Genomic DNA, 15,967 nt, shown 5'->3' on the forward strand with positions numbered 1-15,967 from the left:
CCCGCGGAGCGGGATATGACCCGGCAAGCCGGGTCATAGTGAATGAATTGCGCAAGCGCAATTCATATTCCCGCGTAAACGCGGGAATGGAATTCCGTGAACGGAATTCCGGGAGGGAATGCAATTCGCGCAAGCGCTCATTGCGGGCATCCGCGCAAGCGCGGTCGCCTGGGCTGGCAGCAAGGGGAGGTGCATCACGCTCGGGCCTGTGTAGGGCTTGGGGTTCCTGGCCACCACCCCTGCAACGGATGTGACGGGCCGTCGGGTTGTACGGGTGCCGGCCTTGCTGCAGTGACGGGTTTCGCTGCGCTCCACCCTGACCCCTCCCTCACTCTCAGACCCGCCCGGTGACGCTCATCAATGCCCCATCAGCATACAGGACAACCGGCCGCATCGGGTCGAGATTCGGTCATGTATCACCCTGGGGGTGAAAGTTGGCGTGCGGGTGATGCATCACGGACCACGCCTGTGTAGTGTTTGGGTCTACACACCACAACCCCGGACCAACCATTGCGCCCGGGACCTTCCATTCTTATTGCGCGCGGCATTCCGCGAAAAGGAGACCACGGGAATGGCTAGGAAACTGTTTCCTCACCAGATCGAGGCTGTTGCGAACATTGTGCGCGGTCTCGATGTTCCACTGGATGGCATTCCTGTCAATGGCCTGCGCGGACAGGTGCATGCCGCGTGCGGGACGGGAAAGACCACCATTGCCGCGGTGTCGGCAAAGCGGATTGTGCCCAAGGGGCGCATTCTGGTCCTGGTGCCGACGCTGGACCTTCTGACTCAGACGGTCCGTGAATGGCATGAGGCTGGGCACACGGGGCCGGCGGTTGCGGTGTGCAGCCTCACCGATGACCCGGAGCTGTGGAACCTCAAGGTGCGCTCCACCACGAACCCCGTGCAGCTGGCGCTGTGGCACAGCACGGGGCCTGTGACCGTCTACGCCACCTACGCGTCCCTGGGTGTCCTGGCGAAGGCGTTCGAGGGTGCCTACGGGCAGCAGCTGGCCCCGATGGACCTGACGGTGGTCGATGAGGCCCACAGGACAAGTGGCTCGATGGGCAAGGCCTGGGCCGACGTCCACGACCAGGACGTCATCCCCTCCTACCGGCGGCTGTATCTGACGGCCACGCCGCGGATCTGGGAGGAGCGGCCGAACCGTGAGGTCGCGGAGGGGGTGCGTGACCCGCTGCCGCGCGAGATGGCGGCCTCCATGGACGACGAGAAGGTCTTCGGGCCGGTCCTCTACAAGCTCTCGCTGGCATCGGCCGTGTCGCGGAAGCTGCTTGCGCGGTACCAGATCATCGTCCTGGAGCTCCAGGACCCGGTCGTCACCCCGGAGCGGCTGATGAGCGAGGAGCGGCACAGCGAGAGGGTGCGCGGTGAGCGCCTGGGGGCGCTGCAGGCGGCGTTGCTGCACACGATGGCGGAGCACCACCTCCAGACGTGCATCACCTTCCACCATCGGACGATAGAGGCGCAGGCGTTCGCGGAGGGCCTGGAGCGTGTCGCCAAGCGGCTGCACGCTGACCGGCCCGAGAAGTACCCGGCGCGCATCTGGGCGGACTGGCTGTGCGGTGAGCACGTCCCCGAGCGTCGGCGGGGGGTTCTGGGCGAGTTCGGGTCCACGGCGCTGCGGGCTGTCCTGTGCAACTGCCGGGTGCTGGGTGAGGGCGTCGACATCCGGGCTGTGGACTCGGTGGCCTTCCTGGACCCCAAGGGCGCTCCGCACGACATCGTCCAGGCGATCGGCCGGGCGCTGCGTCAAAAGCCCGGACAAGGGAAAGTCGCCTCTTTGATCGTGCCGGTATTCCTCCAGCCCGGAGAGGAGCCGGAAGACATGTTCACCTCCGGATCGTATCGGCCTTTGGTGAAGGTATTGGAGGGTCTGCGCGCTCACGACGAAGAGGCAATCGAATTGCTTGCGATTCCGCAGGAGCCTCAGAAGGACGTCGTGCAGCCGTCCGAGTACATCGGTTCGCCGCCCGAGGAAGGTGAGGACGAATCCCGTCTCTTGCTGCGTTTTGCGGCTCCGCGTGACCCGGTGATGGTCGCGGACTGGATTTCCTTCAACGTCATCGACACCGAGCGCCAGGACTGGGCGCGCGGCTGGTCGGCGCTCAAGACGTTCACGGAGCGTGAGCTTCACGCCCGAGTTCCCTATGGGTACAAAGAGGGCGCGTTTCCCCTGGGGACCTTTGTCGCAGAACAGCGAAGGGCCTACGGGGCGGGGCAGATGACCGGCAGGCGCGCGCAGCGGCTGGAGAAGCTGGGCATGGTCTGGAACCCGGCCGATGAGCGGTTCCAGGAGAACCTTGAGGCCGCCAAGGCGTACTACGCGGACCATTGGACCCTCTGCGCTCCGAGGTCCGCCGCTGCTCTGGACAGGCCGGTAGGGCAGTGGCTGAGCAATCTGCGGCGCCCCGGTGCGCTGGAGGGCCACCCTGAGTGGAAGACCGCGCTGGAGGCCGTGGACACGCACTGGAATCCCGCGTGGCCGCCGGAGTGGCAGCGGCACTACGCCGCGCTGCGGGAGCTGCTGACGGACGAGGACGACCGCTCCGAGGTCTTGCCCGGCTTCACCGTCCACGGCATGGACGTGGGCAAGTGGCTGGCGAAGCAGCGTCAGCACACGGTCTGGGAGGGACTGATAGACGGGCAGCGCGACCTCCTGGAAGCGGTCGGCATCGTGCCGCTGCCCCCGGAGCAGACGAAGCCCACTAAGGCCCCCAAGGCGGCCATGAGCGCCTTCGAGAAGGGCGTAGCGGCCCTGGAGCAGTACAAGGCCCGGGAAGGCTCTGTGAAGGTCCCCAGGGCCCACGTAGAGACGTTGCCGGATGGGTCGGAGGTCAAGCTCGGAGTGTTCCTCAGCAACAGCAAGAGCCGCCGGGCCAAGCTGACCGCCGACAAGCTCGCCGCGCTGGCCGACCTCGGACTCGACTGGGCTGCCTAGCCACGAGAACCTCAGGAGCCCGCCCTCAGCGAGTGGGGCGGGCTCCTGGGTACTCAGCTCGTCACTTCCTCCACGACCCTTGCGGCTCCCGCTCAGGCATACGGCGGGGGTGTCCCAGCTCCCCGCTGGCCGCCTTGGCGAGCCAACTGGTCCACCGGTCGATGAACTCGTCCAGATCCCCGACCGAGAGGGGCGTGAAGGGCCAGGCCACCTGGTGCATGGCCATGCTCGGGCCGACCGCCGCGCGAGCCTCATGGTTGGGATTGAGGGAGAACGGGTCGATCTTCGACGTCACGTTGCGCAGCGGCATGTGCATGAAGGCCGTCTCGAACCACTGGTAACGCTCGGCCGCCTGGGCGTCCGCGTACCAGAGGGAGTGGCTCCGCCCCCCATAGCCCAGCCGGTTTTGCGGGATCGTGAGTCTGATGGTCGCGTGGGCGATCACGTCGAACGGCGCCATCGATTTACCGTGCCAGGCACTGGGGTTGGTCTCCTGGGCGCTGCTGAAGGTCAGATCGGCTTCGGCCACGCGGAGCGTCCAGCCTGCCGGGGCCCTGCGCACCTCGGCCGTGGAGACGATGTTCGTGATCATTGTCAGGAGCTGGTCGGAGATTAGGCTGAGTGATGTGCGGGCGGCGTCCAGGAGGTCCCGGCGCCGCTCGGCTTCGGTGGCTTCTGCTGACGCCTGGCGGTCGGCTTCGGAGCGGCGTGCGGCTTCGGCCCGGTTCGCCTCTGCCAGTGCGGCCAGCCCGCCTGCCAGAGATGCAGTGGGGATGCGGCTCAGTCGCTCTAGTACGTTGCCAGCCGCGGGGCGGCCCTGGGGAGCGCGGAAAAGGCATTCGGTGATCAGCGCAGCCAGCAGGGCGGGTGCGGTGGTGAGCGGCGGTGGAGTGCCGTGGAGGTGCTGGTCCTGGTAGTCGTGCTCGTACGGCCCGGTGAAGGGCGTGATGCCCTCCAGGAGCTCGTAGGCGAGGACGCCCAAGGCGTAGATGTCGCTGGCGCTCGTGGCCCGTAGGTTCTTCCAGCGCTCCGGGGCCATGTAGGCAAGGGTGCCGGCGAACTTATAGGTCTGCTGGGCAGTGGTCGCTTCGGCGTAGCGGGCGATGCCGAAGTCGGCCAGGCACCAGCGGCCGTTGAGAAGCAGGACGTTCTCAGGCTTGAGGTCGCGGTGGACGACCTGGCCGTCAAGGTCGGTCAGGGTCTCGGCGATGTCCGTAAGCACGCGCACGGCCTCGGCCAGGGCGAGAGGCCCGTGCTGCTGCAGGTGTGCCCGCAGGGACTTCTCCGCCCGGGGCATGACGAGTACCCAGTGGTCTTCGTGCTCACCGTTGTCAAGGATCGGCACGATGTTGCGTACGCCATCGAGTTCGGTGAACAGCATTTCCCGTTCTGCGCCAGGCCGCTTCGGGACCATCTTCACTGCGGCGGGCAAGCCGTTGACATCCTGCGCTGCGTAGACGGCGCCGAAGCCGCCTCGCTCCCCGATGGGCTCGCCAACGACCCATTCACGGGCCAGTTTCAATCTCATGAGCACGCGCCTCGCCATCTTCGACCGCTCTGTCTGAATCATCATGCCGGAGCACTCCGACACCCGATCCGCGTTCACTCAAGCGGGCATGCTGAGGAGGGCGTGCCCCTGCCGGCTGCATGACGGTCTGGAGCATTTCGATGAGGCCGTCCCCGCCCACTAGAACCTCAGCATGCTGTCTTTTTTGAGGTCGTAGGGCAGCAGGGAGCTGCTGAGTGCCAGCTCCGACAATGAGATCGGAGTTAATGATTTTCCCCTTGCTCACCTCCATTGCCTTGCCATAACTCACAAAACTGGATGACCTCCAGTTATCAGTCCCACACAGGTCCACCTCAGCAGGTGAGCACGTGGGAACGAACGGCAGGGCTGAGCAAGGTGATCCAGATAAGACCCACAAACATGTGGTCAGCCAAAGTCAGGCGTATCCAAAGGCGAAGCAAACAAAGGCAACATCAGGGGCATGTTCGCCATTTGTGGTGGCCTCCCAAAGCATGATCAAGCAAAACCTTCAGCCCTTCGCTGGAGGCCAGAGTTTTGCCCCCTTCAGCAGAGCATGGCAAAAATCAAAACACCAAATGCTATGCAAGGCAATACCACACGTCAGGCGTGGATCTCCTCAAGGGATGGCAGTACAGGCACAGGGGATCGCCGACTTGTGGGGCTGAGGTGTCCACCAGCAACGCCGAGCTTTGCCCCAGTTGGCAGCGCCATGGAACCCCAGAGGAAAAATGCCCTCCATTGCAGTGCAGAAGGTCAAAGAGAAGCGGCATCGCCCTGGTCTTGCCTTCTCGCCCCTGGGACCTTGGGCAGCCTCTGCTGGCTTCCCCGTCGTGGCCAGGGACAGGCTCCGTGCATTCGCGGTCCTTCACCAATGTGGATATCCCACCACAAAGCAGGCATGAGTTATAACCACATAAGGCTCCTAGCACTGAGCACGGCTACATGGCAAATCTGAGTACTCACCCATGGCAGATTCAAGATCAAAGAGGCATGAATGGCAAGGACGCCCCAGACAAAGATGAAGGCAGTGAAGAAGTAGGCCACGAGGCAGAGCCTCACCAGGGCCGTGGCACCAGCTACGACCTGTCCAGCTTCATGGAGTCAGTCAGGCAGATCTCAGCCTGGCAGGACGAGATGTTAGATATAACCCAATGCCACATCAAAGAGATAGACTCCACCCGCCAGATCATCAAAAATATCATGGGACCGTCCAAAACGGCCATTCAGGCTGCACCGACCACCCAGCGCCGCTACACAAAAGATCAATGAAGCCATTGCTGGCACTGCAGAGCAGTCTGAGGAACATCTACAACAAGCCCAGCGCCATCAATGACATCTTGCACGGCGTGTCCCTTCACCGCACGCTGCTGGACCAACTCCGCAGCGACATGCCAGCCCTTTTCCTGCCTGCCAGTCTCAAAGCCCTGGAAGCTGGAGACCTGTAGAACAGTATGGAGATAGGTCAGGACGATTGACTCATCCCTCCCTTGGGCACCCCAGGCCGAGATCGTCAGAGCCCTGTTCCCCCTCAAGGAGGCCAAGAGCGTTATGCCCTCCTGGGCGAACGCTCGCGACGACGTTCTCGTTGACGTCCACGCCAGCCTCCAGAGCGTCACCCATCCTGAGAGCTGACCGGCACTAGTCGGCATCTGGAGCACTGCCACCCGCACCTTGCTGGGCCGGAAGCTTCGATGAGGGTCTTCTAGCCCTGGCAGGCAATGTGCTCGAGACCATGATGAAGAAGCACGGCAACGCCTGGACCCGGCGTTCCTTCCCTCAGGTGACCTACCTCCGGAACGACACCACGACCGAGCTCCCCCGGCCCCGACAGAGGGCGGCGGCCAGGCCTTACCCGCCGAAGGCTGGACACCACGTTACCATCCGGCAGTGCCCCCTGGGCGACGCGGACGATTGGGGCGGATCTCACTCTGCGGCAGTTCAAGCACTACCTGGTGCTCGTGGGCATGCGGAACGCCGCGGGCCTGGTGCCACCAGACGCCTCAACCGCCACCTGGAGCAGACCAGGCTTCGCCTTGACGCCTACCGTCCGGAGTTCGTTCTGCCGGCAATCTTCCTCGCCCACGCCTTGCTGCGTGCGTTGGACTAGACCCTCAGTCGCCCCTACGTGGAAGAAGACGCAGGGCGTAGCTGCTTTGAGTCTCCAGGGCGTGGACGCAACGTTCTCAAGGGGTGCCAGACCCATCGGGCCGTCGGGTCATGTGGCGGCCGGGACAGGGCTAGAAGAGGCGGTCAGCAGCGCGTAGAGGAGCCCCTTTAAGGCGGGCGCGGTTCTGGGCACTGCGGGCCGTTTGTTCCGATCAGGGTGGAGAGGCGGCGGTCGGCTTCGCGGAGGACGACTTCGGTGAGGGCTGCCGTGGCCGTCGCTCTTGGGCAGGGCGGCGGCGTGGCGTCGGACGTCCGGCCGGTGAGAGCCGCTGTCGTGGCCGGTCAGTTGGAGCACGATCTCGTTCGCTGTAGTCGCATGGGGAGTGTTCGAGTACCTCCACGCGAGGACGGCGGTGACGAGCGCTTCGTACGGTGCGCGGTCCAGAGGGAGGCCAGCGTAGACCTGGCCGTGAGGGTCGTAGGAACTCTCGGTAGTGGGGTGTATCACTGTCTCGCCGCGTCGTCCTGGTCCGCCGTCGATCGAGGGCGGCGAGGGTGGTGGGGTACGAGTAGCGGGCGAAGCTGCGTCGCGAGGCGTGCCAACCTGTGAAGGCCAAGCCGAATACAAGTCCTCCTGGACCCTGGCGCATGCCGCCCTGGTGCAGGCAGCACCCTCACACACCATAGGTAATAGCACCTGAGAACATCCGTGTGGGTCGGACCGGCGATCACTCCTCGCCGGTCCGGCATTACCATCCGCCCAGTGTGGCTGCGGGCACCGACAAGCTGGTGCAGAACGGCAGTAGATCAGGCGCGCCCAGGGCGCCTGGCCGGCACGAAGCAGTACCTCCACAGTTTGTTCCTCGTGACCGGCAATGATGCCCCCCCCCCCCCCCCCCCCCCGCGCGTAGTGGTAGGCGGCCTCGGCCTCCTGGGTAGTCCTGAGCGTTCCTGGAACCCGCCTTCGTGGCCTTGTCGTGGACCTGGGCCCCATCTCGAGCAGACCGTGCACGACACTCCACTTCGAGGCTGCAGAGGCTTGGCGGCCCTCGTCCGGTCGGTGATACGGCGGGCACGGTTCTGTGCCATGGTCGACTCCCTGCTTCAGGGTGGAGTGGTCGACTTCGGGACGTAACTCCCGGAGCTGGCGGTCGGCCAAGAATCGGTAGAAGACCACCTCCTAGTGATAGGACGATCCTTCGGGCCTCAGACAGAGCGACAGGAACCCTGATCATCAGCCATTGGCCTTGGGAGACCAGGTGAACCCCAACCGGCCATTGCTGAGCAGGATCGTGAGCATGCTCATTATCCTTGAGGCCCAGCGCTCACTCCCAGAACATCCGTGACGCGATCAGCAGCGCTCACCTCGTAGCTGACAACCTCCGCAGTGCGCACAGCACCAGTACCTACCACCGGCGTCTCGCAGTACCCAGAGTGGGCTACGGACTCCTCGGGCACCCTGCGGCACTAGATAAGCGACGGGGACATCAGACGTCGGATCCTGACCCGGCGGTACGAGGTGCTCCTCAGCCAGCTATGGCACCTCGGCTGGGAGCGACCAAGAGCGCCCTCGTGAACGGCCTAGTGAACCTCGAGCTCGCTGAGCGCGTCGCCGATCTCAGCGCCGCCGTACAGAGCCTTGGACGACTGGTTGCGCCACTGGTTCGGCCAAGAGGTCTTCGTGGCCGACCGACTCCAGCTGCTACTGCCACAACCGTGAAAAGCTCGAGGGCATCAGACCTCGCTGCATCCTCAGGCTTCCTTCCGGCCACCAGCGTCCGGCTGCTTTCCCCCATCACGGTCGTGGACGAACTCAGTGGGCTCAAGGAGACGAGGTGACAGCACGGCAACTGGCGGGCCGCCCACACGCTCGAGCTTCCGGGCACGGTGATGCCCAGACAGTTCAGCGTCTGGGGTCTGGAGCTGACCGGCAGCGTTCCAGGATAAGAGCAGGGAAGCGGACGTCTAAGGTGACAAACACCATCCAGATCGTCAGTGACCCGCCCAGGCATGTTTGGCTCCAGTTCGCGGACGACGAGATCGTCCGGTCGGGCTGTGCACAAGCTGGACGTTGACGCAGACCAAGCGGTACACCTGATGACCTGCTGACACCCGTATGTTTTTCCGCCGCCAGGCCGCGAGCTTTTTAGTCACCCAAGGTCCTTTTTAAGGACCCAGGACAGGATACAAACAAAGAATAAGCAGGTTGGCCCATGAACTGAGTGCCTGCCCTGCAAGGCACCATGAACGTCTGGCCAATGGAGGCTAGGAGAACCCGCAAGGGCCTGGGCAGCGTCTACACCTGGGCTGAGACCGCGGCCTTGGTGGAGACCACTTTGAGGTCTCAAGGTGTAGAGCATGGGTTAGCTTTTGGTGATGAACACATTGGCAGTGATTTGGGCGTGAGGGCAGTTCAAGGTTGGGGGGGTGTCCTGGCCTGGCCTTTCTTGGTGCCATGTCCAAGATGACTGGGAGTTCCACTACACATATGGCATGATAGAGGCCATGCCAAAGAGGATCCTGCTTGATCGCATCAGTGCCATCCAGTTTGGGAATGCAGGGACAGGGCTGTCAAGATGGATAACCTTCTGGAGCCCTGCTTGACAAGAGCCGGCCACCCAAATGACACTCAGCAAAGCCAGTTCCCAGGTCCTGGGGTGGGATCTTCACGGTTGCCTCAGTCAGCTGAGTAGCGCTGATCTTATCGTAGATACTGGATCAATCTCCGGTCGTTTTCGTGAGCCGGTCTAGCTCCCCTTGGGGATGCCGGGCAGGTTGATCAAGCTTCCCAAGGTGTCCCGTGGAGCTTGGTCGGCGTAGCCGCGGATGAAATCCCGACCCCTTAGGTGCGTGCTCAGGCATTCAACGTTAGGGTTTGACGGTGACTTGCTCTTATGTTTGTTGAACCACCAGTAGCTCTCCCGGTGGTAGCGGATCGTTGTCCTCGTTGACTTGAAGACTTGCATGGGTTCTTTGGGCGTAGTTACCGTGCGGTGGTTTTCTGTGGCTTCCGTCCCAATGGTGGTCCTGCGCACGCTGGTGTCGATCGTGGTTGGGTTCGTCCTCGAGGACAGGGCGGGTACAGCTGTGGATCTTCCAGGCCTCGACCATGGGGCGCACCGTCGCCTTGGTCGCTTGTGACGTGGGACTCGATTCGGGTAGCGCGGCTGAGTAGGTCCTCTCAGTTACGACTGACAACTTGAGATGATAAAGTGGACAACTGTTATAGGTAGCCGGTTTTTCGCGGCTCTTTGGGGGGATTCTCAATCGGTTCCTGGAAGGTGACTGGTCCCATGACTGACTGTTAGACGATAACCATGGGGCGTGCTGGGATTCTCCTGCAAGACAATTGCAGCCACTTCTTGACTGGTGCTGTAATATGATCAGTGCTGGGATCGTCCTCAAGACCTGGGCCAAGGCCACAGGAGGCCGTGGCGCCTGAGCATGGCTATTCAACGTTGTCAGGCGGGGTCAGTGGCGGAAGGACCTCTAAAGAGCTGAAGCCTGCGGGTAGACGCCAGGACCCAGGACGGGTCGTCAGACGCCCCTGGATCAGCGTAGTCTTCATTAGGATCGTCCAGCACCTTTCAGCATCCATGGGTCCATCCCTGGGAACCGGCCGTAGCTGGTGCCACGTGTAGCTGTAGCTCCCTGCGCCAGCCTCCCGGGACCTTGGAGCCAGACCATCGCAGCCCTAAAGCAGGACCAAGGTTCCCGTGGCAGAGACAAAGACGGGCATCATTCTGTTTTCCTCACTACAATGGTTTCAGGATCGCCAACGATCTCACTTTCTTTAGTCGCAACCTGGGCCTCATTCTGGAGCTGACAATTGATGAACTGGCCTACAGCTTCCTTCGCGGCTATGTACCTTTCCTTTGACCTGCCCGTCAGCTGATGCTTCCCACTGAGCATGGGGTCCTTGAGGTCATACACAGGGACGTCGCTCCCCCAGCGTTCCTCTCCTCCACATCAATGGGATACCTGAAGGGTCCCCAGCCGTCCGTGGCCCCCCACAGACTCCCTTCGTTTTATGATTGGACGGTGACAGGGTCCGTCCCTATCTTGGGCAGGGCTGGTGGCCTGGGGTGGGTTGCATGGCAGCTGATGACCATGTGTGGGGGACACAGGACAGATTAGCCAGGCAGGCACTGGGGACAGCCACTACATTTTGCAGCTGGCCCAGTTGGACCCGCTGGATGTGCTTTGGCAACGTGACACTGCCCATGATGAAGGCTGGGATCAGACCCTTCTCTTTAAGTTCAGGGATTGTCTTGGGGGGTGAACTGACTTCCTTCAATCTCAAGACTGGCTTCCTGCTTGGTGTAGACCCAAGGAAACTGGCTAAGACCTTCCCGTCCCTAGCGTCCAGGTCCATCGTCATGCCTGGCACAATGCATGTGCAATGTGCCGAGGTGCACCACAGCATCCGTCTTCCTGGATGCTGCAGGGAGAAAGGTCAGCAGGTGCCAGGGAGAGGGTTCCGCTGCCTGCAAAAGCCAGGGCACCCAAGAGCAGGAACGAAAGCGTGGGTGGCTCCCTCAGTGCAGACCGGCTTGCAGAGCACTGCTCCTACAAGGGTGCAGAAGGTCACGGCGACTGCAGAGCAGCAGGAGCAGGAGCCATCAGGTGGGCTGGATGGAAGTGTTGCAAGGCTTCTTCCCAGGACTCTTGACTTGGTGGCTTCAGAGTTATTTCTAGGGTTCGGTGTTCGATGGGGTTCAAGGTGAGCAAAGATGACAGTGGTGGGTCTTCCTGAGGGTTGGAGAAGTGGGACCTGGGGTCCAGTGGTTGAGGATACGTTGAATGAACTCATGATGAAGCTGCATGCCCTCAGAGTTGATCATGGTTTGCAGATGGGTCAGTTGCAGCTGAGGACCAAGGCCGGACGCGGACAACGGGTCAATGGAGCACTGATCAGTCAGACGTTGCCTTCCAAAGGCTCGCTGGTGGCCTCAGCCAGGGCGTTTAGGTTACAGATGCTGGAGCCTCTGCTGTGCCACATGTTGCCCCTTCTCCCCATTCCTGCCGCAGGCAAACTGGAACTATCCGCAGCTGGTTGGAGCCACTTGCAGCTGAAGCTGCACAACAACAGTTTAGGGTAAGGTTCCTTTGTTAAGTATAAGACAGGCCTTGTTCAGCAGCAGGTCGTGGGGCTGGATCCCAGTCAGCCCAGGAACAGGCGAAGTGGCCCCTGGACGCAGCGACCTTGGGCCAGGGACACAACTTTTGGAGCCTTTGGAGGAACTGGCGAAAAAGCAAGGACAGCGAGGCCAGCAGCCAGTCCGTCGTCGTGAGGCGTTGGGTGCCTGGTTTGACCTTCTTTCTTTGAGGTCTTCTTTGGGGACTAGCAGTGGCACGGGACTTACAACACTGCTTTAGCGCCTGTTAGCTGTCCCATTGGCAAATAATGTTCTGAAGGAGGAACTAGCTTGGACTGGCAGGAAAAAAACCATGTAGACCTGCCACCATGGACGCTGGTGAACCTGTCGCCAACTTCCCCAAGCCCACGATTTCCTGCCTGCGGTTTTTTAACCCTTGGAAAATTTTTTAGCTGAGGGCTGGAATGATGATGACCTTGACAGAGGGAAGACACTCGTCCTGGTCAGACAGCATCAGCAGAAGTTCCTCAAGTGCATTATTGTGCCTTGCATGAGACTGGCTCAGAAGCAGCTTCAGACGGCCTACAAGGATACACGTCATCAGAGTCTGCCCATTTCCATCTACTATCCTTTGAGGCTGGCTGGCCTCGTCGCCCTTCACCGAACTGTCAGTGCGGCCCACGTGTCTGCAGTGGCCATAGGAGTCTTCGTTCTGAGGTGGCATACCCCATGGCCAGCACAGTTCAAGGACCGGGACCAGGCAGGCTTGGCACCATGATCTCAAGGACATTTTTCCAGGTGCTGGTGTGTGCATGGCTTCGCAGTCTGAAGCAGCTGTCCAGCCCACCCTTGATGTTTCCCTTGATTTGCTTTCTTCACCGGGATGCTGCCACGGTAAAGTGTCTCATAAACCCATGGAGGTGTAGGAGGCAGGGCTGTCTGCTGCTGCTCAGGCACTTGTGACCTCAGGCACTGACATCAGTGGCCAGGAAGGCATCCAACTCACAGAACACCCAGGGCGTCCAGCTGCTGCACCGTCTGGCTTACTGGCTCATCCGCAACCGCCAGACCGAGATGGAACGAGCCACTGCGCTGGCCCTGATCGGCGACGCGCTGCCAGCCATGCAGGCCGTGGCCGAACAGGGCACCCGCGACCAGGTTCTAACACACCTGGTCGGCCGCAGCGGGCTCCTGCGCCAGCCCACGGCGGACACCATCGACTTCGTCCACCGCACCTTCCAGGACTACCTCGGGGCCAAAGCCGCCATCGAAGCCCACGATTTCCTTCCGCGTAGGGGCTGACGACCATGGGAAATTCTTCAAGGCCTGGCACCGTCGTCGTCCGCGAGATCGACCATGACGAGTTCGCGGTCGCTGGGGAGCGGTTCCGCGTCGTCGAGTCGGTCTGGAACGGCATCACCAGCCGGTCGTTCGACCTGTTGCGCTGCAACGGCGATGAGGTGCTGACAGACGAGTCGTTCGACACGTACCCCACCGACGCGCAGATCGCCGCAGTGCTCGATGAGCACGGCATCGACGTTGACCTGGAGACTTGCAAGATGTGTCAGCACGAGGTTCTGCTGTCCACCGCGCGCCGGCACGGTGCAGGGTGGGTGGGCTCATGCTGCTGGGACGAGCGGTTGCACATGACCGCCTGAAGTCAGCGGGTCCGGTGGGTTTGATCACGGCGTTCCAGCTCAAGAAGGCGGAACTGACCGAGAAGCCGAACGGCTACAAGCCACCTGAAACCCGAGCACGGGCAGGGTGCCCCTTCCACTCCCGGAGGGCCGCCCCCGCCCACCACGGGCCCGCCTCAGCCAACTCCCTCCACCGCGGCCCGGGGCCGGGCCGACTGGCTGGACACGCTCCTGTAGCTCAGGAATGGACAGAGCGGCCGTAAAACGGAACGGCGTCATGGTGAGAGGTTGCGGATGCACCGGGACCGGGCCCTGGTCAGCCAAAAGCTCCAGGGGTGGGGAACCTCAACCCCCGGCAGGGAAGCGCGTTGTCCAAACTCACCTACTTGGCACGGGTTCGAATCCCGTCAGGAGCACCACCAACCACCGCCCACACAAGCAAGGCAAAGGTCTGGCCCATCGGGCCTGACAACGGCCCCCGCACCCCTTCTAGCTGGGGCCGGATCGGGCTACTCAGAGCACCACAAGGACCGAGAGGCCGCAGGAATGACATTCGACGAATGGGCCGAGCGCCTGGACCGGATCTATATGGACGGGGCCCAGCACGACTGGCGAGACGAGGATAAGACAGCGTGGGAGGAAGCCATCCGGGAGATGTCGGCCGAGTTCCCCCACGTCACCCTCACGTGGATGGATCCGAAGTGTGGCTGCTGCACCTTGGACGATCCGGCGCTGCTCGCCTTCGACGACCCCCGAGGTCCGGGCGGCTTCGAGTTGCTCTACCCGACCTTTCGCCCGACACACACCTACTACCTGGGCTGACGCCATCGAGCACACCCACGCTGAGTCACCACCCGAGCCGGGTCTACAGAAGTCGGACCCGGCTCCATGCGGACGTGGTGTCCGCAATCAAGTTTGAGGAGAATTTGTGTCCCAGGACAACAGCACAGTGAGCCGTCAGGAATTCATGGACAGGCTGCGCAGGCAGTGGGAAACGCAGCCGACTGAGCAGTACGAGTTCCTCGGGCTGACTGGCATCTATTACAACGACTGGCTGGAGCACCGTCACGGTTGGCCGGTCGACGCAGCTGGCAACTGCCGCGTCCATTCGGAGCTGGAGGATTTCCTGGCAACAGACTGCACGGTCTGCTCGACCCTGATCAAGCTGTACGAGGAGAGCGCAGTGGGGGTCCGGCCGGCGGGGCGGTCAGAGGGCGAGGCGGAGGGCGGTGCGACGGGCGAAGTCGGTGAGGCCCGGTAGGTCCGGCCGGCGCGCGGCGACTTCGGCCGTCAGTGCGCGCACCGAAGGGCGGCGGGCTTCCAGCGGTGCGGCCCGCTCTACGAGTTGTAGTTGGACGAACGCGGTCGGCACGTCGTTGGCGGCCAGCAGGGCGCGGGCGGTGTCGGTCGCCGCGCGGGCTCGGCGCTCAGGCGTAGGCAGCACGGCCGGCTCGAGGTTCGCGGCGTACGCCAGGGCGCGGTCGATGTCGCCGAGCTTCTGGTGGATCCCGACCCGGTACAGCGTGCACTGCGCCAGCGACAGGTCCCCGCCTGCCGGTGCCCTCCTGCGGTCGTTGAGGAGGCGGGCCGCGGTCTGTTCGGCCAGGGACGCGAACTGCTCGGCGGCGGAGGGTATGCGGGCCTGGGCGGCGGTGTACGCGGCGGTCAGGGCCACCATGCCGACCGCGTCCAGAACGCCCTCGGATGGCCGGGGGTCGGCGTCCAGCTCATCGTGTGCTTCCTGGAGCATCTGTAGGGCCCTGTCCGCGCGGCCCGTACGGCGCAGCGGCGTCGCTGCCGCGCGCGCGGCAGCCGCGAGGAGTAGCGGGCGGCCCGAGCGGCGGGCCGCCGTCCCGGCCCGGGCTGCGAAGGCGGCCGCCGTATCTACCTCGCCTTCCTTGACCGCTAGCTGAGAGACGAGTACCCATACCCCCGCTGCCCGGCTGGCGCCGGCCGGGCCTGTTCGCTCGCTCTCGCTCGCGCGGGCCATCAGGCCGGGAAGCGTCTGGTGCAGCCGGTCATACCTGCCGGCGGCGAACAACCTGTGTGCGACTGGTAGATCCGTCTCCGCCAGGCGCTGGCCGCGTCCGCCGGCCAGCGCCTGGGTCGTGCCAACCGTCCACAGCGCCGCCGCGTAGAGCCCGGCGCTCAGTACCGTCCTGCGCTCCACCACGCCACCGTCCTCACTGACCGCCGTCCCGGGGGTTTCGCCCGGCCTTGCGACGGTACGGGCCCGGCCGGGCCTCGGGCAGGGCGCACACCTGCTGGCGCCGCGCGCCCCTCTCTGCTCTGACGCGCCGGGGACGGGGGTGGGCAGGCGGAGGTGCGGGGACGCAGGCACAGCGCACCGCACGCGCACAGCGCGATGTAGAGACGGTGGCGCGGACGGACCGCTCGCGCCCTGTGCGGGACCTGCCCGGCGGCACCGGCCCCCGGTTGCCGCACACGCGGAGCTGCCGAGGTACGGGGCAATGACCAGTGCCGGTGAGGCTGGGCTGGACAGCTCGTAAGCGGCTGACTCGCAGCGAGCCCCGTGGAGCAAGCTCTGGCCTGCGCGGTCCATCTTCGGGTGAGACGAACCGGTATACATTCATCTGCGATGAGAACTGCGTCGTCTTCGCGGAGACAGATCAACCGCGCG

General features: G+C 63.2%; 10 protein-coding genes. 7 read left to right on the forward strand and 3 right to left on the reverse strand.

Annotated features, from left to right (window positions below; translation table 11 throughout):
• Window positions 1-571 precede the first annotated feature (571 nt).
• Window positions 572-2,956, forward strand: a complete 2,385-nt coding sequence (locus tag PZB75_RS30615) for a DEAD/DEAH box helicase (protein ID WP_275533183.1) — start codon at window positions 572-574, stop codon at window positions 2,954-2,956.
• 61 nt (window positions 2,957-3,017) lie between these two features.
• Here PZB75_RS30615 and PZB75_RS30620 read toward each other — a convergent pair whose 3' ends face one another.
• Window positions 3,018-4,484: a serine/threonine-protein kinase gene (locus PZB75_RS30620; protein WP_275533184.1), complete on the reverse strand. Its 1,467-nt coding sequence runs from the start codon at window positions 4,482-4,484 to the stop codon at window positions 3,018-3,020.
• Between the two features lie 990 nt (window positions 4,485-5,474).
• Here PZB75_RS30620 and PZB75_RS30625 point away from each other — a divergent pair.
• Together PZB75_RS30625 and PZB75_RS30630 are read left to right on the forward strand one after the other, a co-directional pair.
• A complete protein-coding gene (locus tag PZB75_RS30625; RefSeq protein WP_275538940.1) occupies window positions 5,475-5,753 on the forward strand; it encodes a hypothetical protein in 279 nt (92 codons plus the stop codon).
• Complete coding sequence (locus PZB75_RS30630) at window positions 5,750-5,929, forward strand: hypothetical protein (protein ID WP_275538941.1); 180 nt, start codon at window positions 5,750-5,752, stop codon at window positions 5,927-5,929. Before PZB75_RS30625 ends, PZB75_RS30630 begins: the two co-directional genes overlap by 4 nt.
• A gap of 4,399 nt (window positions 5,930-10,328) precedes the next feature.
• Here the strand turns inward: PZB75_RS30630 and PZB75_RS30635 are convergent.
• Window positions 10,329-10,523 (reverse strand): hypothetical protein, encoded by a 195-nt coding sequence (locus tag PZB75_RS30635; RefSeq protein ID WP_275538942.1) that lies wholly within the window; start codon window positions 10,521-10,523, stop codon window positions 10,329-10,331.
• 2,147 nt (window positions 10,524-12,670) lie between these two features.
• Here PZB75_RS30635 and PZB75_RS30640 point away from each other — a divergent pair.
• The 4 genes from PZB75_RS30640 to PZB75_RS30655 all read left to right on the forward strand — a co-directional run bounded on the left by PZB75_RS30640 (window position 12,671) and on the right by PZB75_RS30655 (window position 14,587).
• Complete coding sequence (locus PZB75_RS30640) at window positions 12,671-12,991, forward strand: hypothetical protein (RefSeq protein WP_275538943.1); 321 nt, start codon at window positions 12,671-12,673, stop codon at window positions 12,989-12,991.
• A gap of 5 nt (window positions 12,992-12,996) precedes the next feature.
• On the forward strand, window positions 12,997-13,347 hold the full coding sequence (locus tag PZB75_RS30645) for a hypothetical protein (RefSeq protein WP_275538944.1): 351 nt from the start codon (window positions 12,997-12,999) through the stop codon (window positions 13,345-13,347).
• A gap of 525 nt (window positions 13,348-13,872) precedes the next feature.
• On the forward strand, window positions 13,873-14,148 hold the full coding sequence (locus tag PZB75_RS30650) for a hypothetical protein (RefSeq protein ID WP_275538945.1): 276 nt from the start codon (window positions 13,873-13,875) through the stop codon (window positions 14,146-14,148).
• Window positions 14,149-14,254: 106 nt separating this feature from the next.
• Complete coding sequence (locus PZB75_RS30655) at window positions 14,255-14,587, forward strand: hypothetical protein (protein ID WP_275538946.1); 333 nt, start codon at window positions 14,255-14,257, stop codon at window positions 14,585-14,587.
• Here PZB75_RS30655 and PZB75_RS30660 read toward each other — a convergent pair.
• Window positions 14,534-15,499 (reverse strand): transcriptional regulator, encoded by a 966-nt coding sequence (locus PZB75_RS30660; protein ID WP_275538947.1) that lies wholly within the window; start codon window positions 15,497-15,499, stop codon window positions 14,534-14,536. The genes PZB75_RS30655 and PZB75_RS30660 overlap by 54 nt on opposite strands.
• Window positions 15,500-15,967 lie beyond the last annotated feature (468 nt).

Origin of the sequence: Streptomyces sp. AM 4-1-1 (assembly GCF_029167625.1) — a bacterium.
Classification (GTDB): domain Bacteria; phylum Actinomycetota; class Actinomycetes; order Streptomycetales; family Streptomycetaceae; genus Streptomyces.